General features: G+C 44.0%; 23 protein-coding genes. 11 read left to right on the forward strand and 12 right to left on the reverse strand.

Translation table 11 applies throughout. The features are described 5' to 3' along the window. Window positions 1-246: 246 nt before the first annotated feature. Window positions 247-1,119 carry a nucleotidyltransferase-like protein gene (locus tag GDZ68_RS09685; RefSeq protein WP_309296360.1) on the reverse strand — a complete coding sequence of 291 codons (873 nt, stop codon included), beginning with the start codon at window positions 1,117-1,119 and terminating at the stop codon, window positions 247-249. A 156-nt stretch (window positions 1,120-1,275) separates the two neighbouring features. Here GDZ68_RS09685 and GDZ68_RS09690 point away from each other — a divergent pair, with 156 nt between their 5' ends. Next, window positions 1,276-1,644, forward strand: coding sequence for a YgzB family protein (locus GDZ68_RS09690; RefSeq protein ID WP_153722097.1), 369 nt, complete (start codon window positions 1,276-1,278; stop codon window positions 1,642-1,644). Between the two features lie 32 nt (window positions 1,645-1,676). Here GDZ68_RS09690 and perR read toward each other — a convergent pair whose 3' ends face one another. The 3 genes from perR to bcp form a co-directional block, all read right to left on the reverse strand. Beyond that, the gene (gene perR, locus GDZ68_RS09695) at window positions 1,677-2,123 is read right to left on the reverse strand and encodes a peroxide-responsive transcriptional repressor PerR (RefSeq protein ID WP_153722098.1); all 447 of its coding nucleotides are present in this window, start codon (window positions 2,121-2,123) and stop codon (window positions 1,677-1,679) included. 122 nt (window positions 2,124-2,245) lie between these two features. Next, window positions 2,246-3,190, reverse strand: coding sequence for a D-2-hydroxyacid dehydrogenase (locus tag GDZ68_RS09700; protein WP_153722099.1), 945 nt, complete (start codon window positions 3,188-3,190; stop codon window positions 2,246-2,248). Window positions 3,191-3,192: 2 nt separating this feature from the next. Continuing rightward, on the reverse strand, window positions 3,193-3,672 hold the full coding sequence (gene bcp, locus GDZ68_RS09705; RefSeq protein ID WP_153722100.1) for a thioredoxin-dependent thiol peroxidase: 480 nt from the start codon (window positions 3,670-3,672) through the stop codon (window positions 3,193-3,195). A gap of 173 nt (window positions 3,673-3,845) precedes the next feature. On the opposite strand from bcp, the gene GDZ68_RS09710 reads away from it, so the two are divergent. Together GDZ68_RS09710 and GDZ68_RS09715 are read left to right on the forward strand one after the other, a co-directional pair. After that, the gene (locus GDZ68_RS09710) at window positions 3,846-5,135 is read left to right on the forward strand and encodes a glutamate-1-semialdehyde 2,1-aminomutase (protein ID WP_153722101.1); all 1,290 of its coding nucleotides are present in this window, start codon (window positions 3,846-3,848) and stop codon (window positions 5,133-5,135) included. Window positions 5,136-5,208: 73 nt separating this feature from the next. Continuing rightward, window positions 5,209-6,288 carry an FUSC family protein gene (locus GDZ68_RS09715; protein WP_153722102.1) on the forward strand — a complete coding sequence of 360 codons (1,080 nt, stop codon included), beginning with the start codon at window positions 5,209-5,211 and terminating at the stop codon, window positions 6,286-6,288. Window positions 6,289-6,332: 44 nt separating this feature from the next. On the opposite strand, the gene GDZ68_RS09720 is transcribed toward GDZ68_RS09715, so the two are convergent. The 4 genes from GDZ68_RS09720 to mutY all read right to left on the reverse strand — a co-directional run bounded on the left by GDZ68_RS09720 (window position 6,333) and on the right by mutY (window position 10,316). Beyond that, the gene (locus GDZ68_RS09720) at window positions 6,333-8,075 is read right to left on the reverse strand and encodes an ABC transporter ATP-binding protein (RefSeq protein WP_153722103.1); all 1,743 of its coding nucleotides are present in this window, start codon (window positions 8,073-8,075) and stop codon (window positions 6,333-6,335) included. A gap of 53 nt (window positions 8,076-8,128) precedes the next feature. Further along, window positions 8,129-8,671, reverse strand: a complete 543-nt coding sequence (gene ntdP / locus GDZ68_RS09725; RefSeq protein WP_153722104.1) for a nucleoside tri-diphosphate phosphatase — start codon at window positions 8,669-8,671, stop codon at window positions 8,129-8,131. A gap of 200 nt (window positions 8,672-8,871) precedes the next feature. Beyond that, window positions 8,872-9,198, reverse strand: a complete 327-nt coding sequence (locus tag GDZ68_RS09730; protein WP_153722105.1) for a gamma-type small acid-soluble spore protein — start codon at window positions 9,196-9,198, stop codon at window positions 8,872-8,874. 71 nt (window positions 9,199-9,269) lie between these two features. Beyond that, window positions 9,270-10,316, reverse strand: a complete 1,047-nt coding sequence (gene mutY / locus GDZ68_RS09735; protein ID WP_153722106.1) for an A/G-specific adenine glycosylase — start codon at window positions 10,314-10,316, stop codon at window positions 9,270-9,272. Window positions 10,317-10,428: 112 nt separating this feature from the next. On the opposite strand from mutY, the gene GDZ68_RS09740 reads away from it, so the two are divergent. Beyond that, the gene (locus GDZ68_RS09740) at window positions 10,429-11,412 is read left to right on the forward strand and encodes a metal-dependent hydrolase (protein WP_153722107.1); all 984 of its coding nucleotides are present in this window, start codon (window positions 10,429-10,431) and stop codon (window positions 11,410-11,412) included. A gap of 274 nt (window positions 11,413-11,686) precedes the next feature. Here GDZ68_RS09740 and GDZ68_RS09745 read toward each other — a convergent pair whose 3' ends face one another. Then, complete coding sequence (locus tag GDZ68_RS09745; protein ID WP_153722108.1) at window positions 11,687-12,019, reverse strand: YfhH family protein; 333 nt, start codon at window positions 12,017-12,019, stop codon at window positions 11,687-11,689. Further along, window positions 12,009-12,821, reverse strand: a complete 813-nt coding sequence (recX, locus tag GDZ68_RS09750; RefSeq protein WP_153722109.1) for a recombination regulator RecX — start codon at window positions 12,819-12,821, stop codon at window positions 12,009-12,011. Before recX ends, GDZ68_RS09745 begins: the two co-directional genes overlap by 11 nt. A gap of 98 nt (window positions 12,822-12,919) precedes the next feature. On the opposite strand from recX, the gene GDZ68_RS09755 reads away from it, so the two are divergent. From GDZ68_RS09755 to GDZ68_RS09770, 5 genes are all read left to right on the forward strand, one after another. Next, window positions 12,920-13,816: a TIGR01777 family oxidoreductase gene (locus GDZ68_RS09755; RefSeq protein WP_153722110.1), complete on the forward strand. Its 897-nt coding sequence runs from the start codon at window positions 12,920-12,922 to the stop codon at window positions 13,814-13,816. Window positions 13,817-13,922: 106 nt separating this feature from the next. Further along, entirely contained in the window at window positions 13,923-14,723 is an 801-nt protein-coding gene (pdaA, locus tag GDZ68_RS09760) for a delta-lactam-biosynthetic de-N-acetylase (RefSeq protein WP_153722111.1), read from the forward strand. A 620-nt stretch (window positions 14,724-15,343) separates the two neighbouring features. Further along, window positions 15,344-15,514: an SE1561 family protein gene (locus GDZ68_RS18080; RefSeq protein ID WP_194841118.1), complete on the forward strand. Its 171-nt coding sequence runs from the start codon at window positions 15,344-15,346 to the stop codon at window positions 15,512-15,514. Window positions 15,515-15,538: 24 nt separating this feature from the next. Then, window positions 15,539-17,071, forward strand: coding sequence for a fumarate hydratase (locus GDZ68_RS09765; RefSeq protein ID WP_153722112.1), 1,533 nt, complete (start codon window positions 15,539-15,541; stop codon window positions 17,069-17,071). A gap of 928 nt (window positions 17,072-17,999) precedes the next feature. Further along, a complete protein-coding gene (locus GDZ68_RS09770) occupies window positions 18,000-19,904 on the forward strand; it encodes a heavy metal translocating P-type ATPase (protein WP_153722113.1) in 1,905 nt (634 codons plus the stop codon). A 40-nt stretch (window positions 19,905-19,944) separates the two neighbouring features. On the opposite strand, the gene GDZ68_RS09775 is transcribed toward GDZ68_RS09770, so the two are convergent. Both GDZ68_RS09775 and GDZ68_RS09780 read right to left on the reverse strand, forming a co-directional pair. Beyond that, window positions 19,945-20,892, reverse strand: a complete 948-nt coding sequence (locus GDZ68_RS09775; protein ID WP_153722114.1) for a YihY/virulence factor BrkB family protein — start codon at window positions 20,890-20,892, stop codon at window positions 19,945-19,947. 38 nt (window positions 20,893-20,930) lie between these two features. Beyond that, window positions 20,931-21,368 carry a YtxH domain-containing protein gene (locus GDZ68_RS09780; protein WP_153722115.1) on the reverse strand — a complete coding sequence of 146 codons (438 nt, stop codon included), beginning with the start codon at window positions 21,366-21,368 and terminating at the stop codon, window positions 20,931-20,933. 213 nt (window positions 21,369-21,581) lie between these two features. Between GDZ68_RS09780 and GDZ68_RS09785 the strand changes: the two genes are divergently transcribed. Together GDZ68_RS09785 and GDZ68_RS09790 are read left to right on the forward strand one after the other, a co-directional pair. Continuing rightward, window positions 21,582-22,937, forward strand: a complete 1,356-nt coding sequence (locus tag GDZ68_RS09785) for an alanine/glycine:cation symporter family protein (protein ID WP_153722116.1) — start codon at window positions 21,582-21,584, stop codon at window positions 22,935-22,937. 76 nt (window positions 22,938-23,013) lie between these two features. Continuing rightward, window positions 23,014-23,235, forward strand: a complete 222-nt coding sequence (locus GDZ68_RS09790) for a DUF1128 domain-containing protein (protein WP_153722117.1) — start codon at window positions 23,014-23,016, stop codon at window positions 23,233-23,235. Window positions 23,236-23,251: the final 16 nt, after the last annotated feature.

Consider the following 23,251-nt stretch of genomic DNA (forward strand, 5'->3'; position numbering starts at 1 on the left):
CAAACTGTATTTCGTTAACGTTTTGCTGTTCAGTTTTCAAGGTTCATTTGGTTTGTCCTGCAAAAGCGACTTCTCTAATCTACCATATCTTCTTTACGCTCGTCAAGCATTTTTTAAAATGTTTTTTTGAGCGTGTTGCGCGCTGTAAGTTCGTTTCCCTCAAGCGACATTCATTATATTAACATGCTCTTGTTTCTAAAGTCAACAACTTTTCTAAAAAAGTTATAGAGCGATTGACAAACCGCTCTACAATACATTTCTTCCTCTTATTGACCTGTACTGTCTATGATACAGCAACTCATTTTTTGAAGGTATACAAATAATTTCAATCAGTTGCTTATCCACCAGATACTCAATAAAAAACTCAAGGTTTGAGGAATACAGCGAAAGCTCTTGATAATCATACAGTTCCTGGATAGTCCAGGAATCTTTTTGGTCAAGTATATTCAACAGATGCTCTGAAGCTTCGTTGGTGTAGTTATGGATAAAAAATTCACTTGCCAGAAATACTAAGTCCAGCCGTTTCTCCAAATCTTCTTCGCTGCCTATCAATTCTTCATATAACTTATAAACGGAAGGATCTACTTTCTTCATTTGGGACCATGCAGTTTTCTCAGGCAGCGTATTATGCTTAATCGCAACCATTCTCGCCAGATACCGCAGACAATTCAGAGCGTTAATATAAGAATCCATGTATTGTTTTCTTTCAAAATGAATTTTCCCTTCATTATAAGCGCGAATCATTTTTGCAAGTTCCATCCCCATTTTTACGCTTCTGCCGAAAAGCGGTTCTTCAGACAGACGCTGTTTCAGACGTTCTGCATATTCATCTCTATCAAAATAAATCTTTCCTAAGATCAGCCAGTCGATGATTTTTTTATTCGTCCCTACCAGCAGCCAATGTGTTAATTGCTTCTCACTGATTGTATGCATTGCCGCTTTACGCTCTCCGTCAGTATAGTGCTTCGTTTGAATTGGCATTTCATTGTTGGAAGAGATAATGAAGAGAACCTCATCGAATGCATCTGTAATTGGATCATCCGTTCTTTGGTTTTCTATAAGAAGCACACTTAACGTATCTGTTTGACTTGCTCGCTCCTGGTATATCGGCCTTAACATTTGTTCCACATCTTCGCCTCCCAGTACTTTCTTGATCGTCTCGAATACTCTATTTCGACGATTTCACATAAAATCCTTTAATTAAAGAGAGTTTGTACTGCATTTATTTAAGAATATGATATATTAGGTGAGGATAGTGTGAGGAGGATATTTTAGATGAAACCATATAAAAATAAAATAAATCGCATCCGTTCATTTGCTTTGTCGCTCATTTTCATCGGAGTCGTCATTATGTATATCGGTATTTTCTTCCGTAAAAATGAAATTGTCATGCTGATTTTCATGTTCCTGGGTGTGCTCGCCATCATCGCAAGTACAGTTGTTTACGCTTGGATCGGAACTCTTTCCACGCGAGCCGTCAGAATTAAATGTCCGAATTGCGGTAAGCACACAAAAATGCTGGGCCGCGTGGATATGTGCGGGCATTGCCGTGAGCCGCTGACACTGGATCCAGAATTAGAAGGCAAAGAGTTTGACGTATCGTACAATAAAACAAAAATGCCTCATGATGAGTCATCAAAATAAAAAGAGTGCAGGCTCTATGAGCTGCACTCTTTTTATTTTGCTTCTGTTTGTTGGGCTGCTGCACATTCCGGACATGTACCGTAAACTTCCAAACGGTGTGAATTCACTTTAAATCCTGTTACATGTGCGGCCAGCCGTTCCACTTCCTCAAGACCCGGATGATGGAAATCAACAATTTTTCCGCAATCGTCACAAATAATATGGTAATGATCATGTGTAACAAAATCGAAGCGGCTTGAAGCATCCCCGTAGGTCAGCTCTTTTACAAGTCCGGAATTCTGAAATACACGTAAATTATTATAGACCGTTGCGACACTCATATTAGGAAAATCCGCTTCAAGTGCTTTGTAAATTTCATCTGCTGTCGGGTGAGTATGAGAAGTGATCAAATATTCAAGAATGGCATGTCTCTGCGGAGTGATTCTAACACCGCTTTCTTTCAATGTTACAAGCGCATCTTTCAAAACTATTCCCGGCATCGTAATGCACCTCACTTCATAAAGATTACTTCTTTATAATCATTATAATTAGTTTACTCAATGAAGGGTGCAAATGTCAACTTTTGTGCTGACTTTTATGAATTACATGCCATGAATACTTATCAATAGCCTTTGTCCAAATCCACCTGATTGATCAGTTTGCGATCTCCTGTCATCCATTTATCCAGATTCGTTTCCATAATATCAAGTGAACGTTTAATATACTGGCCCGATAAACTGGACATATGAGGTGACACCGTACAATTCGGAAGACTCCAGAGCGGGCTAACTTCAGGAAGCGGTTCTTCTTCGAAAACATCGAGAACAGCATGATGAATTTCATTGTTTTCTAATGCTTCCATAATAGTTTGAGTCTTCACGGCATCCCCTCTTCCGACATTCACAAAGATTGCGGATTCTTTCATCGCTTTGAAATGCTCAGGCTGATAAATCCATTTAGTTTCTTCAGTACTCGGCAAAATAGATATCACATAGTCTGCATCGGGGAGTCTGTCCAGCAGAGCCGGCATCTTAATTGTTTCATCCATAGATTCAACTTCATGACCCGAACGGTTGCAGCCGATTGTATGAACGCGGAACGCCTGCAGCAGTCTTCCAATTTCGCCGCCGATTGCGCCGGTTCCTACAATCAGTGCTGTCGAGCCATTTACTTCCCCGGGTATTTTATCGAGCTTCCACTTTTTTTCTGCCTGTCTTTCGTATATACCGGGCAGGCCTCTATCCAGTGATAAAAGATGAGCAAGCACCGATTCAGCCAGAGGAGCTTTATGGACGCCTCTTGAGTTTGTCACGATAACACCTTTTCTTTCCAACGCTTTCAGCGGCAAATCATTGACACCGACCGCTGCAACCATCACCCACTTCAGTTCCTCGGCTCTTTCGACGATCGCTTCAGTCAGGTCGCCTCCCTCTGTCGCAATCACGTCCGCATCTTCTATTGAAGCTTCTTCGATGGAAGACACATATACAAATTCTGCGTCAGGAAACCTCTGCTCGAGTTTTTCTTTAAAAGCAGATTTAATTCTGAATGTGAAAACAATCTTCATAGTCAGGCCTCCCCAATTAATTGCTGCAACGTTGCAAGCGCGTCTTCCACATGCCCCTTCACTCGAACTTTCCGCCACTCTTTTACTACTGTGCCGGTCGGATCGATCAGGAATGTTGAACGCTCAATTCCCATATATTCTTTACCGAAGTTCTTCTTCAATTTCCACACCCCGTATTGTTCAGCGACCGCATGATTTTCGTCGACAAGCAACGAAAACGGCAGACCATGTTTTTCAATGAACTTCTGGTGTGATGCTTCTTTGTCGGGACTGACGCCTAAAATCACTGCATTCAATTTTTCAAAGTCATTCATATTATCACGAAAATCACATGCCTCTGTCGTACAGCCAGGTGTTGAATCTTTCGGATAAAAATACAGCACCACATACTTTTCACCTTTAAAGCTCTCTAAAGAAACTTCTTTCCCATTTTCATTCGGCAAAGAGAATACCGGTGCATGCAATCCTTCCAATTTATCCATAGAAAATCCTCCTCAATAAGTAATGAAATGTTCATCTTCTAAACTTCTTTCACACTTATCGTAGCTGAAATACTTATACTTTTCAATTTACTGCAATAGGTTCTGAAGGTGGAGACTTAAGGGGGAATAGTGCTAAAATAGAGAGCGTATAATTGATTTGGAGGAATTCACTTATGAACCGTAAAAACTCAGAAGCAATCTACGCCGAAGCATGTGAACATATTGTCGGAGGCGTTAACAGCCCATCCCGCGGATACAAGGCGGTTGGCGGCGGAGCTCCCACTGTTATGGACCGCGCGCAAGGTGCTTATTTTTATGATGTAGACGGCAATCGATATATCGACTATTTAGGAGCGTACGGACCGATCATTACAGGACACGCACATCCTCATATTACAAAAGCAATCACAAAAGCGGCTGAAAACGGCATATTATACGGGACACCAACCCGCCACGAAGTGAAGTTTGCCAAAATGCTGAAAGACGCGATACCCGGAATGGATAAGGTTCGCTTCGTCAATTCCGGGACAGAAGCCGTCATGACGACAATTCGTGTTTCACGCGCCTTCACCGGACGTACAAAGATCATGAAATTCGCCGGCTGCTATCACGGCCACTCGGATCTCGTGCTTGTCGCTGCAGGTTCAGGACCAGCAACACTCGGTATTCCTGACTCAGCCGGGGTGCCTGCATCCATCGCCAAAGAAGTCATCACCATTCCATTTAACGATCCTGACAGTTACAGAGCCGCAATGGATCAATGGGGAGATGAGCTTGCTTGTATTCTAATTGAACCGATTGTCGGTAACTTTGGTATCGTAGAGCCGAATGAAGGTTTTCTTGAACTTGTTCATGAGTTAGCTGCCTCTAAAGGTGTGCTGACAGTCTACGATGAAGTCATAACTGCATTCCGTTTTCATTACGGCGCCGCACAAACCATGCTTGGTCTGCAGCCGGACTTGACGGCTTTCGGTAAAATCATCGGAGGCGGCCTGCCGATTGGCGCATATGGCGGCAAGAAAGAGATCATGGAACAGGTTGCCCCGCTCGGGCCTGCATATCAGGCAGGAACAATGGCTGGGAATCCAGCTTCTATTCTGTCAGGCATTGCCTGTCTCGAAGTACTGCAGGAGCCCGGTGTCTACGAAGAAATGGATCGACTCGGCGGTATCTTGGAAGAAGGAATTTTACAGCTGGCGAAGAAACACGGCATCAAAATGACGATTAACCGCTTAGGCGGCGCATTGACTCTCTTCTTCACAGATGTGACGGTTAACAACTACCAGCAGGCTGAAGATACGGACGGCGAGATGTTTGGGCGTTTCTTCAAAGAAATGCTGAAAAACGGCATCAACCTTGCCCCTTCGAAGTATGAAGCATGGTTCCTGACTACTGCGCATACAGAAGAGGATGTAAAGGAAACATTGGAAGCCGTCGACCGTTCATTTAACGCAATAGCGTAACGAATGCATTGACCGTCTTGCAGCAATATTGTAAAGTAGCAAAAAAGAGCTTTTTCAGGAAAGGAATTACCCAATGAAACTTGGTGCCCGCGTCTTCAAAACGGGTATTGCGATTGTCATCGCCTTATTTATTGCACAATTACTGGAGCTGCCAACCGCAGTATTTGCAGGAATTGCAGCGATCTTCGCAATCCAGCCATCTATTTATAGATCGTATTTAACGATAGTGGAACAATTACAGGGGAATTTGATCGGCGCAACGGTGGCCGTTCTATTTACGCTGATTTTCGGTCCTCAGTTAATGATTGTCGGTTTGGCAGCCGTCATCGTCATGATCATCATGCTGAAGCTGGGTCTCGAAAAATCGATTTCACTCGCGCTTGTCACAATGATTGCTGTCATGGAAGTAAAAGGAGATGACTTCTTAACTTTCGCTCTCCTGCGGGTCGCCACTATTTTAGTCGGTGTACTTGCGGCATTTCTAGTGAATTTAATTTTTATGCCGCCTAAATATGAAACCAAACTTTTTCAGGCGATTCACCAGGCGCAAGATGAGATTATTCGTTGGACGCGTTTAGCCGGCCGACAGGCTTCTGAGCATTCGGCCACTAAAAAATCACTTAGCAAGCTGAAAGAACGTCTGATTCAGATCGATCAGCTGTATCTGCTGTTTAAAGAAGAACGCAGTTATTTCAAGAAAACTTCCGCTGCCAAAGCAAGGCGGCTTGTCGTCTACAGGCAAATGATTGCAACGACACGGAGCAGTTATGATGTGCTGAAAAGACTGCATGAATTTGAGAATGAACTGATCAATTTGCCTGAACACTTCAGAATGATGATTCAGGAACGTCTCGAAGCATTGCTCGTCTATCATGAGCAGCTTCATTTGAAATTCGTCGGCAAGCTGAAAGCAGACCGCGATGAATCCGAACTGCATAACGAATTTATTCAGCGCCAGGAAGTAATGGAGATTTTCGCCAAAGAAATCGCTATTACGAAAGAAGATGAAGAGTTTTCTGCCTATCATTTGCTCCATATCCTTTCTTCCATATTAAATTATGAAGAGCAGCTGGAGCATTTAGATACGCTAATGTCCTCTTATCAAACTCGCTATGAAGATGAAGAAAACACATTAGAAGATGAATTTTATTGAAAAACGCCGGTATGAGAAATTTCTCATACCGGCGTTTTTTCTAATTATCCCAGCTCTTGACGATTGAACAATCCAGCGTACGTCCCGTTCTTTTCCATCAATTCCCGGTGTGTTCCCGATTCTTTTAATTCGCCGTGGTCTATCACATAAATACAGTCTGCATGTGTAATAGTCGACAGACGGTGGGCTACGATCAGCGTCGTCCGTTCGTGTGCTAAACGATCAAGAGAATCCTGAATCAGCGCCTCACTTTCGAGATCCAGCGCAGATGTCGCTTCATCCAGGATCAGCAGTGCCGGATTTTTCAAAAATACCCTTGCAATTGCAATACGCTGTTTCTGCCCGCCAGATAATTTCACACCGCGTTCACCTACTCGTGTATCATAGCCTTCCGACAGTGCCTCAATGAATTCATGCGCGTTTGCAGCTTTAGCAGCTTCAATTACTTCTTCTTCTGTCGCTTCAGGCTTGCCCATCAAAATATTACTTTTGACAGAATCACTGAATAGAATCGAATCCTGCAGTACCATCCCGATCTGATCGCGCACGGATTTTACGGTTACATCCCGGATATCTTTGCCGTCAATGCGTATGGCACCGGAAGTAACATCGTAAAAGCGCGGAATCAAACTGATGATCGTCGACTTTCCTCCCCCGCTCATCCCGACAAGGGCTGCTGTTTCTCCCGGACGGATTGTCAGGCTGATGTTTCTCAGCACTGCTTCTTCTTCATAAGCGAAAGAAACTTGATCGAACTGGATTTCTCCATCGATTGCCGGCAGCGGTTTGGCATTTGCTTTATCCACGATATCGTACTCTTCATTCATCAAATCAAGCACCCGGTCCATTGAAGCGAACGACTGTGTCAGTGAAGTGGATGCATTGACGAGTCTGCGGAGCGGAGAATAAAGTCGTTCAATGAATGCAATAAACGCAACCATAGTACCGACAGACAAAGAACCGTTGATCACTTGATAACCCGCATAGCCAATAACGAGCAGCGGTGCGACGTCTGTAATGGTATTCACCACAGCAAACGCTTTTGCATTCCATCTCGTATGGTCAATCGCGCGTTCCAGAAAGTTATTATTGACTTCGTCAAAACGTTCCTGCTCTTTATCCTCAATTGCGAAACTTTTGATGATACTCATGCCCGCCACCCGTTCATGCAGATAACTCTGCACATCAGCAAGTGCCTGCGAGCGTTTGCGTGTCAATTCACGAAGTTTCCCAAAGAAGTGCTTGACGCTGAATGCGTAAAACGGAAATGCCAGCAGTGTCACAAGTGTCAGATTCACATCCAGGGTCAGCATGATACAGATGGCAATAATAATTGTGGCCAAGTCTAGCCAGACATTCATTAAGCCAATCATGACGAAGTTCTTTGTCTGCTCTACGTCATTGATCACTCTGGAGATGACTTCACCTGCCCGGGTATTCGAATAAAAACGCAGGCCCAGTTTCTGCAGATGCCCGTACAATGACTGACGGATATCAAATAGAATTTTATTACTGACAAGCTGTGCATAGTATTGTCGGTAATATTCCACAGGCGGCCGAATTAAAAAGAATAATATCGTTGTGCCGCCCAGCCAATAAAATAAGTATTTTGTTTTATCAGGATCGGACATCGTCGGTGAACCGATAATGTCGTCAATGACGATTTTCATTAATAGCGGCAGAAATAAAGGAATTGCAAATTTTACAACCCCGATGAAAACTGTGAAAATAATCTGCCAGTTATAAGGCTTTACAAATTGAAGATAGCGTTTAATACTTTCGCCCATATTGTGCCTCCTACAAAAAAACCTGACTCGCACAAAGGCAAGCAGGTTGTTCTTTACTCTTCCTGAAGCTGTTTATAAAACTCATACCGTGAAGTCCATACGTCGATGAAATCGGGTGCAAACGGACCTTTTCTCTGCTTGATCCAGCCCAGCAATTGCGTTAAGTTTGCTTGCAGGATCTGATCGATGACTTCCGGATAATTCATTTGGCGCTTATGATCGGCATACTCATCTTCGTCCAAAATCAAATAACTCATATCCGGGAACACTTTAACGTCTAAGTCATAATCAATATATTTCAAAGACTTTTCATCAAATACAAACGGTGAGCTCATGTTGACATAATAGTAAACGCCGTCTTCCCGCAGCATGCAGATGATATTAAACCAGTTTTCCGCATGAAAATAACAAATGGAAGGCTCACGCGTCAACCAAGTCCGGCCGTCTGATTCTGTCACAAGAGTTCGTTCATTTCCGCCAATGATAATGTTGCGGGTACCTTTTAAAACGAGCGTTTCCTGCCAGACACGGTGAATCTTGCCGTTATGTTTGTAGCTGTGAATCTGAATCGTTTCTCCTTCTTTTGGGATTGCCATTTTTTCTACCACCTTTGAGCCCAATGCCGCTGCCCTTGCTATCTGTTCATTATACCAACTGCTTTCCCAAATTTAAAACGATTCAACCAACTATTTCATATTTGCTTCATTTTCAAGGGACCGGAGAACGTTTTTATGTATAAGAAAACCGGTAGAAACGGCTTATATTAGCCATTTCTACCGGTCGGCGATGTCCATACTTACTCTGAACCTTTATATTGGTTCGCACGTGCACCCGAAGCATTCTGCTTATTGGCTTCTGCTTGACGGTTCTGCTCTTTTACATGATTCACATCTGTTTCAGATGCATATTCCTCATTCATGGATGACTGCATAGAAGAGGAAGCGGACTGCATTTTACCAGCAGACTGCGCATTTTGCTGACGGACCTGGTTCACGTCCGTTTCAGAAGCAAACTCTTCATTCATTGGCTGCTGCATAGCAGACTGCGCATTCTGTTGGCGCACTTGATTCGCATCTGTTTGAGATGGATCGTTCTGAGCATTGCGTTTTGGTTGCTTAGGCATGGATTATTCACCTCCGTGCCCCTTATGATGTCCACTGCACTCTTATTTATGCACTTAAAAACATGCAGTTTTTACCAATCAAGACTTTCGATGATTTTCAGGACAGGTTTAGGCTTTGCAAGTGCTTCAATTTGTTCTCTGCTGAAAAATGTCAGCTCTTCACTGATCGGCGTTCCGGCGGTTTGTGCCCGGTATGCGTCGATCTCCCACGTAATATGCGAGAAGACATGCACAAACTCGGTCGTTTTCGTTACGTTCCTCAGTGTAATGCCTGTTTGTGTTTCAAATGCTTCTGCAGCAGCAGTGTCCTCCAAGACGATCATAGGAAATTCCCATAGACCTGCCAGTAGACCTTTTCCCGGCCTCTTTTGCATAAGCCAATTACCTTCTTCATTTTGAACAGCAAATGCGCCGAGTTTAAGATGCTTCATTTTTTGTTTTTTACTCTTAATTGGCAGTTGCTGCTGTTTACCTTCCTCAAAAGCGATGCAATAGTCGCGAACCGGGCATAGTAAACAATGGGGATTCGGTGTACAGATCGTCGCGCCCAGTTCCATCAGTGCTTGATTGAAGGAAGAAGGATCTTCTTCAGAAATCAGCTCCATTACAGCCTGCTCGAATAATTTCTTATTTCGCGGCAGCGCAATATCTTCTTCAATCAATAAAATTCGTGAGAGCACGCGCATGACATTCCCGTCCACCGCGTGTTCCGGCACACCGTATGCAATACTCAGAATTGCCCCCGCCGTATAAGGTCCGACCCCTTTTAAAGCAGATATTTCTTTGCGGTTATCGGGCACAATGCCGCCATATGTCTCGACTACTTCCCTTACGCCTGACTGTAAATTCCGTACGCGCGAATAATAGCCGAGCCCTTCCCACATTTTGAGGATCTCTTCTTCTCCCGCACCTGACAGATCTGCCATAGTAGGAAACTTTTCAATAAAACGTTCATAATAAGGTATGACTGTCTCCACACGCGTTTGCTGCAGCATGACTTCAGATACCCAGATATAATAGGGATTATTCGTTCTTCTCCAGGGAAGATCTCTTTTTTCAGCTTGATACCATGTCAGCAAAGCCTGCTGGAATGCTTTCTTTTGTTCAATAATTTGCATAGCAACCTCACTTTTCAATTCTTATGCTTTTAGTTCTGAGGGAAAAGGGTATATAATTAATAGTAACTTCAGACATTTTTCGACTCTTTCTGTAAGGAAAAGGAGTGATGACTTGGATACAGGTACACATATTGCCATGGGCGTTGCCATCAGCGGACTGGCACTTGCCGATTATACGGTTGCAAATGACCCTTCCACAATGGGTGCAGTTTTTGCCGGTATCATGGTCGGTTCGCTAATTCCTGATATCGATACTGTATTGAAACTTCGAAATAACGCGGTTTATTTGCGTAATCACCGGGGAATTACCCATTCCGTTCCGGCGGTCATGCTGTGGCCACTGCTGATATCTATTCTGCTGACATTTATTGTGCCCGGCGCCGTATTCCTGCATGTATGGGCATGGACTTTTTTAGCAGTATTCATTCATGTCTTTGTAGATATCTTTAATTCATACGGCACGCAGGCGCTTAGGCCATTTTCACAAAAATGGGTGGCGATCGGCGTCATCAACACATTTGACCCAATTATTTTTGGGCTTCATGTAATTGCGATTTTAGCTTGGATTTTAGGAACGGATCCCGTTGTGACAATGGCCACATTATATATTGTAATCTTTTTCTATTATTTACTTCGCTTCGCTCTAAAAGGAGCTGTGAAACGCGCTGTCAAAAAAACTGTGCCCGGCGCTGCAGATATTTTCATTGCACCGACTATGAACTTCTTTCAGTGGCGTATAGCCGCTACAACTGACGTTGATCACTATGTAGGACGGGCTTATGGCCGTTCCATTACCATATACGATCGTTTTAAACGTGAACCGATGCCCGTTTCAAAAGAAGTTTCGGTCGCTTTGGAAGATCCGAATATGCAGGCGTTTGTATCCTTTTCGCCACTTTACCGATGGTCGGTCACACATAAAGGGGATGTGTGTGAAGTCCGTCTGATCGATTTGCGATACCGCAGTAAAGGCTACTATCCCTTCGTCGCCGTTGCGCATGTAGACGAAAATCTCGAGGTCGTGAATTCCTATACCGGCTGGATTTTTTCAGAAGACAAACTGCGCAAAAAGCTGAACTTTGCGCCGAATAATTAGAACACGCGGCTGTCCTGAAAGTTATAATGACTTTCGGGACAGCTTTTTCTAATGCAATAACTCCCGGCTGTCCAAGCAGACGCACCAAACTGTGGCAGAAACGAACCAAAGCTTGCAGTGAGCGCGCGTTTCCGCTGTCTTGCCGCACCAATCCAATCTTTAAACGAACCAAACTGACTGTCTAGCGGACCAATCCTATTACCCACCGTTAACAGTAAAAAATAAGAACTATCCAACAAGTCAGATGAAAATGACTTTCCGGACAGCCCCGTTCTTATTTTCCGCTCTTCACATCTTTCAGCATAGCAAGCGGCAAAGCTTCGATTGCCTTCTCTCCGCCTAAGCGATATCCCCAGGCAAATAAACCCTTTAAGTAATCGACCTGGAAAAAGACTCCTTCGTCTGCTTCAATCCGGTAGATTTCTCCCGGCTTGATCGTTGCAGGATCCACAAGATAGGACTGCACCAATACCGCTTTGCGCTGATGAACCGCATATTCACTGATCATGCCCATCTGTTCAGCCTTACGCGCTTTCTCCATCAGGACCCCAATTTCACTGCGCAGTTCATTTTCATTCATTTCGCTGTAGTGTTTTTCAGTATCCATCTTCTTCATTCCTTTTCTTTTCAATAAATAAATCGATTTGCGCGAGCGGTATGCCTTTTTGATACATTGACTGCTTGACGCGCTGACGCAAGTCTGAGCCCGAATATTTACTTTGATAGCGTCTCCAGGCTTTTTCACCAAAAGTTTCCGTAATATCAGACCATTCGTCTTCATCGCGCTCAATTGTCAGATTGCTCAGCACTTCCGAAATCTGCTGATAGGAAAAACCTTTTCTTGCCAGTGTGTTCTGTATTTTTTGCTTAACCTGCGCGGGCGGCTGCTGACTGTTCGAGCGCATCGTTTTCTCAGCAAGCTTCATCGCGTTCGCCATTTGATCTTCCATAGAATACTCCTCCAATGCTTGAGCTTGCAGTTCTTTGGGTATACCTTTCTTATAAAGGGATTGCTGAATAGCTCTCGGGCCTTTCAGCGTGCTGTTTTTTTCCGTCCGGACAAGCGCTTCCGAAAATGCTTCATCATTCAAAAAGCCCAGACGTTTCAATTTAACGATTGCTTCAAGGATCACAGCTTCCCCATACTCTTTTTCGAGAAGTTTCTTTTTGACTTCCATTTCACTGCGCATGCGGAAAGATAAAAAATGCAGTGCACGGTTAAAGGCTTTTTCAATTTGATCGGCATAGACAATTTCATCTGATGCCCAGTCGTCCAATTCCATGCCCTTTGTGAGTTCAAATTTCACTAAAACAGATTCATGGACACTGAATGCATACTGCTCATCGACGAAAATATTATAACGTTCGCTATCTCGTTTTTGTTGTGATATTTTGGTAATAAGCGGCACTTCTTCATCACCTACTTTGTCTTAGTATACCGCTTCTTTAGATGATGGTCAGTAATAGTGTATCAATTTAATTTTTTATAGATTGGAGGGGAACGGTTATGAAAGTGGCAATAACAGGAGGAACTGGATTTATCGGCAGTATTTTGACTGCAAAACTTCAGCAAAAGGGACATGAAGTAATTATTTTGACACGCAAACCTTCATATGAGCAAGACGGCGTTCAATACGTCCAGTGGCTGACGGATCAAGCAGCTCCTGAGAATGAAATCAGCCATCTTGATGCGATTGTAAATTTAGCGGGTGTCTCCATCGATGAAGGTCGCTGGACATCTGAACGTAAAAAAGCGATTCATGACAGTCGTATTACAGCCACTCAAGAAGTATTAAGGATTCTGCGGATACTTCCTGAAAAGCCAAGTGTACTGGTCAATGCGAGTGCAATTGGTATTTATCCGCCTTCGCTCACTGCAGAATATACAGATTCATCCGCTGCTGTCGGCGATAACTTTCTTGCAAAAACCGTCTTTGACTGGGAAAACCTTGCTGGGCATGCCGGAGATTTAGGTGTACGCACAGTTTTCACCCGTTTCGGGATTGTCTTAGGAAAAAAAGGCGGCGCACTTCCGCTGATCAAATTGCCTTATCAATTATTTGCAGGCGGGAAAATCGGTTCTGGCAATCAGTGGTTCTCATGGGTCCATGTAGCCGACGTGGCAAACTCCATCACCTTTTCATTGGAGAACGAAACAATGGAAGGTCCGGTAAATGTTGTGGCACCGAGCCCTATGCATATGAATGCATTCGGCAAGACAATTGGGAAAGTATTAGGCAGGCCCCATTGGTTTCCAGTTCCAAGCTTCGCAATGGAGCTGGCACTGGGTGAAAAAAGCATTATTGTATTGGAAGGACAGCATGTGCTGCCTGCAAAATTGCTGAAAAACGGCTTTACCTTTCAATATCCTTCATTAGAACCTGCTTTAAAAGATTTATTATAGAACTTATTCTTTTTAGGTGATGCCGCTGCTGCTTCTCCGGTCAGTTAATCGTCCATACATATTTACCGCCGTACAGCACATGCTCTAATAAAAGGAGTTGTGATGTATGGCTAAACATATTTCCGGAATCTTATTAGGCTCCATTTTGCTGGTCGTGGGTATTCTGGTCAATCCGTACGCAGTAAAAGCAGAGGAATTTCATTGGGGATTTAAGAAAGCGACGGACGGCGTTCCTCCTTCTGCCGGATCAGAACTTGATAAACTGCTGGATGATCATGGAGCGATCTATAAGGGGCAAGGAGAAGAGAAGGTTGTCTATCTGACATTTGATAACGGCTACGAAAATGGTTATACGGAAAGCATTTTGGATACGTTGAAAAAAGAAAAAACGCCGGCTACGTTCTTCCTGACCGGCCATTATGTAAAGAGCGCCAGTGATTTAGTAAAGCGCATGGTGAAGGACGGACACGAGATCGGAAACCATTCCTATGACCATCCGAATATGGCTAATTTATCCGAACAGCAGATGAAAGAAGAATGGGAAAAGCTTGACGAAGTACTGTATTCTGTAGCCGGTGTGAGGCGCACGGTCTATGCGCGGCCGCCTGAAGGTGTATTCAATGCAAAATTGCTGCAGGCAGGAAATGACCTGGGTTACCGTCATATTTTTTGGTCGGTTGCATTCATTGACTGGCATAAAGATCAGCCAAAAGGAAAAGACCACGCCTATAATGAATTAATGAAACAGCTGCATCCCGGCGCTGTAATCCTGATGCATACCGTTTCTCCTGACAATGCACAGGCTCTGCCTGATTTTATCCGCGACGCGAAGAAACAAGGCTATAAATTTCACTCGCTCGATCAGCTGGTCAAGGAGTATGAAAGTAAAAGTTCAATGACTCAATGAGTGCACATAAAAAGAGACCTTGTCTGTATTCTTTCTCCAACAGACAAGGTCTCTAATTATTTGGCTCTTCTTCAATTTGCATGTGTATATTCGTAGTTATCCAATGACTAACCTCAATTGGACAGTTACGGATCCCCTCCTTTGTAATTACCTATCTAGGATTCGATTCGTTTCTATAACTACGACCTCCTTTTCATTTGATTATTCTGACTATACCATCTATTCAGTCATCTGTAAACCCTTTTGTTTCATTTATTTTAAAATATTTTGCTCCGTGCTTTGATGTGTATCTTCTCATCTGCCGGCAAAATTAGCTGCGCTTCCAGGCTATGAGCACGGCGGCCGGTTCAATGATCACGGCGGGGGGCGGTATGATCACGCAGCCGGGCCGAATGATCACATGGGCAGGGTGTATGAGCTGAACTGGCCGGGCTATGAGCGTTCGAGCTGTTACTATGATCATCGGCGAAGCTTCTCTGTCAGGCTAGCCGCGCCAAGAAGGCTTTCGCCCGCAAAGTCGAGCAACGGAACCTGCACAAACATGAATCTCAAGTGGAAAGATCAGATTGAAAAAGATCAGCTTTTAATATACGATATCAATGGTGGAAAGAGGTGGATGTATGGACACGTCAGAAAGTAAAGACCAAGTCGTCGAGCTGAAAAACCGTTTCAATCAATTCCTGGAAACACTGGAAGCAATCGAACCGGAAAAAACGGACCTCCAAGAAATAGACCGGCTGATTACGCTGCTGGATGAACTGGAAGAACAGATGGACAGTTATAAAAAATAACATATATATATCGGGGGATTTGAGATGTACATAGAGAAAATCGAAAAAAGTATGTATGAACTGATTTGCGAAACGTCCACGAACTTGCCTAAAGATGTTCGCCGTGCAATCTTGACGGCCAAAGAGAATGAAAATAAAGGCACAAGTTCAGCAATGAGTTTGGACACGATTGCCAAGAATATCAACATGGCGGATGATAAGCTGTCTCCTATCTGTCAGGATACAGGACTTCCGACTTTCAAAATTAAAACACCAATTGGCGTCAATCAATTAGAAATCAAAGCGGCAATCGTACGTGCAATCGAACTTGCTACGAAGGACGGGAAACTCCGTCCGAACGCAGTTGATTCATTGACCGGCGATAACAGCGGCAATAACTTGGGTACAGGCCTGCCCGTAGTGAAGTTTGAGCAATGGGAAAAAGATCATATTGAGGTTAAATTAATTCTTAAAGGCGGCGGCTGTGAAAATAAAAATATCCAGTACAGCCTGCCGACTGAATTGGAAGGTCTCGGACGCGCAGGACGCGACCTAGACGGAATCCGCAAATGTGTGCTTCACTCAGTTTATCAGGCACAAGGGCAGGGTTGTTCAGCTGGTTTCATTGGAGTCGGGATCGGCGGCGATCGTTCTTCAGGCTATGATTTGGCAAAAGATCAGCTGTTCCGGGATGTGACAGATAGTAATCCAAATCCTGAACTTGCGAAGCTGGAAGATTATATTCTTGAAAAAGCAAATACACTTGGGATTGGGACAATGGGCTTTGGCGGCGAAGCAACACTGCTTGGATGTAAAGTCGGCGTTATGCACCGCATCCCTGCAAGCTTTTATGTTTCCGTGGCGTATAACTGCTGGGCTTATCGTCGTATGGCAGTGGATATTAATGCAGAATCCGGCGAAATTACAGACTGGCATTATAATGAAGGCGAGAAAATTGCATTCGAGCAACCGGAAGAAGAAGCAAAATCAACTGCACGCGTAGTGAAACTGCAAGCACCTATTTCTGAAGAAGAAATCCGTGGTCTGCGCGTCGGTGACGTAGTGAAAATCTCGGGACGCATGTATACAGGACGCGACGCAATTCATAAGCACCTTTCAGAACATGACGCGCCGGTTGATTTGGACGGTCAAGTTATTTATCACTGCGGTCCGGTGGTTCTGAAAAATGAAGAAGGTAAATATGAAATTAAAGCAGCTGGTCCTACTACTTCGATTCGTGAAGAACCGTATCAAGGCGATATCATGAAAAAATTCGGTATCCGTGCTGTTGTTGGAAAAGGCGGTATGGGTCCCAAAACTTTGGCGGCGCTCCAGGAACACGGCGGCGTATATTTAAATGCAATCGGAGGCGCTGCCCAGTATTACGCAGACTGCATTAAAGAAGTTGAAGGTGTCGACTTGCTGGAGTTCGGTATTCCCGAAGCTTTATGGCATTTGCGTGTGGAAGATTTCACCGCAGTTGTCACAATGGATTCTCACGGCAACAGTCTTCATGCTGATATCGATAAATCTTCCTTGGAAAAACTGTCTCAATACAAAGAGAAAGTCTTCAATTGACCCGCGGGCAGCGAATGAAATTTCATTCGCTGCTTTTTTATGTTTTATGGGTCTTCACCAAAACATGTGCTTGACAGTTTAATTGATGAGCAGTTTGAGATTTTTCGTGATTGCGCAGTATAGGATGGTAAGTGGGAAGACACCGTTTCCCTGCGTTCCAGGCGGACGCGTTCCGGAGGGCCCTCGGTGAGCCAACTGGTCGCTTCGCTCCCTTTAGTTGTCTCATCCTATCGGGCTGATCCTCCCGGAGTCGCCGCCTTCCACTCCGGTACACTAGGCTGGTTTTTCAGGACTTTTTATGTGAGTAGGTAGTAGTATGAGCATACTATTTGAGACTATAACGATAGTACCGATGTTTCATGCACTACTTATCATTCTGCAAATACCTAAATTCCTGTGGTCAATGCGTTTACAAAGTCGAGAAAAGAAACTACACCAACTAAACTCGCCCTCTGCAAAAAAGCAACATGACATACTTTCCGCAACACCAGCGTAGGCGCAACTGCGGGGTCGGCCGTTGCGATGAGACTGGTGGCATGTTCTTCGCCAGTAGGCTTATCGCGTTAGGCAATCCCCCAGCGCTGAAGAGGTGTCAAACTGCAAACTCACACTTTATTCAAAATTCCTACAAAGTCGAGCAACGAAACCCGCACAAATCCACCCCCTGCCAAACTGCAGCAGGATTTTCGCAATACGCACGTGACAGGGTCAAGAACAGATTTTGGCGCAGAACCTGTTTTATAAATGTTTTTTGTTCAATTCAGTAACAATCTCTTGTAAACAATGCTATACTGTAGTTAATAATAATTATAATTTCATAATCATTCTATTTTAAGTTTTAAAAGTCGATTCTACTATGTAGAATCGACTTTACTGCTTTAATTAGCCACTTGAAATTGAAATTCATTATCAATTAGGAGGAGTTCAAATGACAATATACACAAGAGAGCAGCCAGAACAGAACATTGACTGGTCTTCCCGCTTAGAATTAATTGCAGCCATCCTGTCGGGTATTTTCATCTTGACTGCATGGATTTTCAGCAAAAATGGTACAGAAACATTTTCTATTACGCTGTATATCGTTGCTTTTTTAATTGGCGGATATGCAAAAGCTAAAGAAGGAATTGAGGAAACCATAAAAAACAAAGAGCTGAATGTTGAGATGCTGATGATATTTGCGGCGATCGGTTCGGGAATTATCGGTTACTGGGCGGAAGGCGCCATACTGATCTTTATTTTCGCAATCAGCGGTGCGCTGGAAACTTACACATTGAATAAAAGCCATAAAGAAATTTCTTCATTGATGGAAATGCAGCCCGAAGAAGCATGGCTGATTAAAGAAGACGGCAGCGAGGAAAAAGTCTCAACTTCTTCATTGGCGCCTGGAGCAGTACTGCTAGTGAAGCCGGGTGAACGGATTCCTGTTGACGGCCAAGTCTTGAGCGGCATCACTTCGGTTGATATGTCGGCAATCAACGGCGAGTCGATACCTGTGACTAAGTCAGAAAACGATGAACTATTCGCAGGAACAGTGAACTTGAACGGAGCCATCCGAATGACGATGACGAAGTCGAGTTCTGAAACATTGTTCCAAAAGATTATTGCTATGGTACAGAATGCGCAAAGTGAAAAATCTCCTTCGCAGCAGTTTATCGAACGTTTTGAAGGATCCTATGTAAAGATTGTACTGACTGCCGTCTTGATCATGATGTTCCTTCCCCACTTTGTGTTTGGCTGGGATTGGACTACGACGTTCTACCGTGCAATCGTACTGTTGGTAGTTGCCTCCCCCTGCGCGCTGATGGCTGCTATTATGCCCGCTACTCTTGCAGCTGTTTCCAACGGGGCAAGACGCGGCGTTCTATTTAAAGGCGGTGTGCATTTGGAACATTTGAGTTCACTGAACGCATTTGCTTTTGATAAAACAGGCACATTAACGACAGGCAAACCAATTGTGATGGATTTCATTGTCAGAGAAGGAACGGATCCAAATAAAGCACTTGCTTTATTCGCAGGTATTGAGTCTATGTCAAATCACCCGCTGGCAAAAGCAATTATCCTGTATGCTGATCAGCAGCAAATCACGCCAGAGCGGAATCTTCACATTGAAGATGTCCCTGGTTACGGAATCAAAGCTGAAACAGATCACGGACTTATTCATATCGGGAATCCCAAATTTGTCGGTACTGACCTGGCGGAGAAATTTCAGGACGGCATTGCTGCGTCCCTGGCCAATGAAGGCAAAACAGTCATTTTCATGAAAGATAAAAATGGCATCGCCGCACTGGCCGCATTGAAAGATACACTGCGGAAAGAAGCCGTCTCTTCTATAAAAGCGTTACAGGCTCTTGGCATACGCACTGTGATGCTGACAGGAGATAATGAAAAAACGGCCCTTGCGATTGCAGATGAAGTCGGTGTGGACTCTTATGTGGCGGAATGCCTGCCACAAGAGAAGGTTATGCATCTTAAAAAATTATTGAACGAGTATAAAACAGTCGGCATGGTCGGCGACGGCATCAATGATGCACCGGCTCTTGCTACCGCCACTTCAGGCATTGCGATGGGCGAGGGAACAGATGTCGCATTGGAAACTGCAGATGTGGTACTGATGCAGAACGACCTGAACCGCCTGTCATATGCCATCAAGGTTTCCAGAAAAATGCAGCGCATCGTTAAACAGAATGTTTTCTTCTCGATTGCAGTCATAGCGATACTCATCATTTCGAACTTCATGCAGGCGGTGGATTTACCGCTCGGTGTCATCGGTCACGAAGGCAGTACGATTCTCGTGATACTTAACGGGCTGAGAATGCTGAATAAAATCGAATAGAAAAAAGGCAAGGGCAGAATGATTCTGCTCTTGCCTTTTTTCAAATTACAGTCTGCTGTTTCTTTTTATAACGTTCCTGCATGACTGAATTGATGATTCCGCCAATCAGCAGGATGATGGCCGACAGATAAAGCCACATTATTAATACAATGATCCCCGCGATGCTGCCGTACGTATTCGTATAGCTTCCAAAGTTACTAATATAGAAAGAGAAAGCCAGCGACGTAAGTATCCATCCAATCGTCGCGAAAATGGAACCCGGGATAATACTTTTATAACGCAGCTTAATATCCGGGACGAGCCAGTACAGCAATGAAAATACAGCAAATATCATTACTGGCGGTATGATAAAACGGATATAAGTCCACACCGTCAAAAATGACTCTTCCAGTCCTAGGAACGAGAAGAAAAACTTACCGATCGGCTGGCCGAAAATCGGCAGAACCAACGCCACTATTACGGTAGCAATCAGCATAATCGTGAATCCGATTGACAGCCCCTTTGAAACAAAGAAGTTTCGGTCATCTTCTACTTCGTATGCATGATTTAAGCCTTTCGTGACAGCGCTCATCCCTTTAGATGCGGACCAGATCGTCGCAAGGATACCGACCGACAGCAAGCCGCCGCTGCGATTATCCAGCACTTCGGAAAGTGTTCCTTCGATCAGCGCAGCTGTGCTCTCCGGTGCGTACTCACGGATGAACAGGAATATCTGGCTTTGATCCAGATTCAAATAAGGTAAAAGTGTGAAAAGAAAGATTAATAGAGGGAATAACGACAATAGGAAAAAGAACGCCAACTGCGAGCCTGTGGCTGATACATCCAATTCTTTTAAACGGATGATCAATTGTTTGATGAAGCCGCTCGTCGTTGCGGGATTAAAATCTTCTTCGTTTCCATCTTTGACATCTTTGATGAAATCCTTTACCTTTTCGGTTTTAGAAACTTCCTCAGAATCAGAAGAAGGGGCAGCTTTGTGATGATCCACTTCATGCGTCCCCCTTTCGTTTATCGACTCAATATTTATTATCTTTCCAGCGGTATTACGTTTTTTTTTTGAACCATCGGCGGCAATGAACCGTCCTCCTGGTCAGTATCGGCAGAAGGTTGATTTGAATCCTCATCAATAATCTGCTGATATTCTGTCTTCGCTTCACTGAATGCGTCTTTTGTATCGGTAAACATTTCTTTCACCTGCGGAGTCAGAGTTTTGATTTCATCCACTTGTGACTTAATATAACCGACATCCCCCTTCACTTGCTCAACGAGAGTTTGAACTTTGTCTTTCTTTTCTTGAAGTTGATTTTTCACCAGATCAGGATTTTCTTTGTAATACATCAGTTTTTCATAAGAAACTCTTGCTGAAGTAGCGGTGGATTGTCTTGTTGCACGATCCAGCATACTGACAGCCGCGCCAAGTACCGCGCCTCCTAAAATAAATCTTCCTAACTTGCTAGAACCCATGAATTTCGCCTCCTTATCGCGTTTCCATCACTCTCATTATACCCACACTGCAAGTTGCCAAACAATGAAAGTGACACTTTTTCGAAAAAAAGCTTGACGCAGAGTTGTATTTTTCGGATTATTAAGACTAACAGGAGAAGATTAGAATTCTCTCGAAGGAGCTGACCAGTGATAGTTGAGGAATAGATATAATTATGTATTGGAGGGGAAAAGATGGAGAGATTAGAGAAATTTTTAACTGCTGCATCAGATTTAATCTGGGGCCCCCCGCTGCTGATCTTATTAATCGGTACCGGAATATTTCTTACCATACGTTTAACAGTTATTCAATTGCGCTTATTACCTTACTCATTAAAGCAAGTATTCACAAGAAAACATGATAAAAAAGCAGATGGAGATATTTCGCAGTTCCAGGCTTTGATGACAGCAATGGCGGCTACCGTCGGTGTTGGAAATATTGTCGGGGTCGCTTCTGCCGTAGTTGCAGGCGGACCAGGCGCGATTTTCTGGATGTGGCTCGCCGGATTCTTCGGAATGGCGACTAAATACAGTGAAGCCATACTGGCGGTAAAATATCGCGTCAAGGATTCTAAAGGCTTAATGGCCGGCGGGCCGATGTATTATCTGGAACACGGTCTAAAGCAAAAATGGCTTGGTGTGCTGTTTGCCATCTTTGGTGCACTGGCTGCATTCGGGATCGGTAACGGAACACAGTCAAAAGCTGTTGCGGACGTGATGAAAAGTACTTTTGATGTTCCGCATTGGATTACAGGAGCAGTTCTGCTTGCATTCGGTGCTCTCGTCATTCTCGGCGGAATCAAATCGATCGGGCGTGTAACAGCGTTTTTCGTTCCGATTATGGCATTATTTTATTTCATTGCTGGCGCGATTGTTATGGTACTTAACATTGAACAGGTACCGGCTGCATTCGGACTGATCTTCTCTGATGCATTCACGGGCCAGGCAGTAGCAGGCGGTGCAATCGGTGCGGTAATCCGCTTCGGAGTTGCGCGCGGTCTCTTCTCCAATGAAGCCGGACTCGGTTCTGCTCCTATTGCGGCAGCAGCTGCAAAAACGGATTATCCCGGACGCCAGGCTCTCGTGTCCATGACACAGGTTCTGTTTGATACATTGATCATCTGTTCCATTACAGGCGTAACAATCGTTATGAGTAATCAGTGGCAGGACAAATCGATTGATGCAGGTGCACTGACTGCCGCGGCGTTCGGATCATTCTTAGGCGGCATCGGACCGATACTCGTCTCAATCGGACTCGTTTTCTTTGCTACATCTACAATTTTAGGTTGGAGTTATTACGGTGAGAAGTGTTTCCAATACCTTGTACCAAACCGCATTGCCGTCATTATATACCGGGTAATCTTTGTCGCCTTTATTTATGTCGGGGCAACATCTTCACTCGACTTAGTATGGCTTCTGGCAGATGTACTGAACGGTCTGATGGCGATTCCAAACTTAATCGGGCTTCTTGGTTTATCCGGAGTAGTTGTGCTGGAAACCAGACGTTTCAAGAAGAAGATTGATGAAGAGCGGGAAGAAGCTAGAAAATAACGTTCCACAGTTCAGTTGACAGCTTACTGCTTTCATGAAATGATAGATTTGATTAGCACAGAAAGGCGGTTCCGTTATGGATTTATCTACAAAATCACCTGAAAATATTGCTTACATGATTGATAAAATTAAAGATAAGCTTCGCATGGTAAACGTAGATGCGATGAAATCTGATAATTTCAGTACAGAGCAATATGAAGATTTGCACTATATGTATGAAATGGTCATGAAACGTGATAATATCACACCAAATGAAATGCAGGCAATTGCTGCTGAACTAGGTGCGATGCGCAAATAAAAAAGACTCCCTGATG

Origin of the sequence: Sporosarcina cascadiensis (assembly GCF_009650995.1) — a bacterium.
Lineage (GTDB): Bacteria > Bacillota > Bacilli > Bacillales_A > Planococcaceae > Sporosarcina > Sporosarcina cascadiensis.

What these genes read in the sequence shown, in the direction of transcription:
- GDZ68_RS09685 (WP_309296360.1), bottom strand. Translation starts at nt 1,119, where the DNA reads ATGTTAAGGCCGATATACCAGGAGCGAGCAAGTCAAACAGATACGTTA.
- GDZ68_RS09690 (WP_153722097.1), top strand. Translation starts at nt 1,276, where the DNA reads ATGAAACCATATAAAAATAAAATAAATCGCATCCGTTCATTTGCTTTG.
- perR (WP_153722098.1), bottom strand. Translation starts at nt 2,123, where the DNA reads ATGCCGGGAATAGTTTTGAAAGATGCGCTTGTAACATTGAAAGAAAGC.
- GDZ68_RS09700 (WP_153722099.1), bottom strand. Translation starts at nt 3,190, where the DNA reads ATGAAGATTGTTTTCACATTCAGAATTAAATCTGCTTTTAAAGAAAAA.
- bcp (WP_153722100.1), bottom strand. Translation starts at nt 3,672, where the DNA reads ATGGATAAATTGGAAGGATTGCATGCACCGGTATTCTCTTTGCCGAAT.
- GDZ68_RS09710 (WP_153722101.1), top strand. Translation starts at nt 3,846, where the DNA reads ATGAACCGTAAAAACTCAGAAGCAATCTACGCCGAAGCATGTGAACAT.
- GDZ68_RS09715 (WP_153722102.1), top strand. Translation starts at nt 5,209, where the DNA reads ATGAAACTTGGTGCCCGCGTCTTCAAAACGGGTATTGCGATTGTCATC.
- GDZ68_RS09720 (WP_153722103.1), bottom strand. Translation starts at nt 8,075, where the DNA reads ATGGGCGAAAGTATTAAACGCTATCTTCAATTTGTAAAGCCTTATAAC.
- ntdP (WP_153722104.1), bottom strand. Translation starts at nt 8,671, where the DNA reads ATGGCAATCCCAAAAGAAGGAGAAACGATTCAGATTCACAGCTACAAA.
- GDZ68_RS09730 (WP_153722105.1), bottom strand. Translation starts at nt 9,198, where the DNA reads ATGCCTAAGCAACCAAAACGCAATGCTCAGAACGATCCATCTCAAACA.
- mutY (WP_153722106.1), bottom strand. Translation starts at nt 10,316, where the DNA reads ATGCAAATTATTGAACAAAAGAAAGCATTCCAGCAGGCTTTGCTGACA.
- GDZ68_RS09745 (WP_153722108.1), bottom strand. Translation starts at nt 12,019, where the DNA reads ATGGATACTGAAAAACACTACAGCGAAATGAATGAAAATGAACTGCGC.
- GDZ68_RS09755 (WP_153722110.1), top strand. Translation starts at nt 12,920, where the DNA reads ATGAAAGTGGCAATAACAGGAGGAACTGGATTTATCGGCAGTATTTTG.
- pdaA (WP_153722111.1), top strand. Translation starts at nt 13,923, where the DNA reads ATGGCTAAACATATTTCCGGAATCTTATTAGGCTCCATTTTGCTGGTC.
- GDZ68_RS18080 (WP_194841118.1), top strand. Translation starts at nt 15,344, where the DNA reads ATGGACACGTCAGAAAGTAAAGACCAAGTCGTCGAGCTGAAAAACCGT.
- GDZ68_RS09765 (WP_153722112.1), top strand. Translation starts at nt 15,539, where the DNA reads ATGTACATAGAGAAAATCGAAAAAAGTATGTATGAACTGATTTGCGAA.
- GDZ68_RS09770 (WP_153722113.1), top strand. Translation starts at nt 18,000, where the DNA reads ATGACAATATACACAAGAGAGCAGCCAGAACAGAACATTGACTGGTCT.
- GDZ68_RS09780 (WP_153722115.1), bottom strand. Translation starts at nt 21,368, where the DNA reads ATGGGTTCTAGCAAGTTAGGAAGATTTATTTTAGGAGGCGCGGTACTT.
- GDZ68_RS09785 (WP_153722116.1), top strand. Translation starts at nt 21,582, where the DNA reads ATGGAGAGATTAGAGAAATTTTTAACTGCTGCATCAGATTTAATCTGG.
- GDZ68_RS09790 (WP_153722117.1), top strand. Translation starts at nt 23,014, where the DNA reads ATGGATTTATCTACAAAATCACCTGAAAATATTGCTTACATGATTGAT.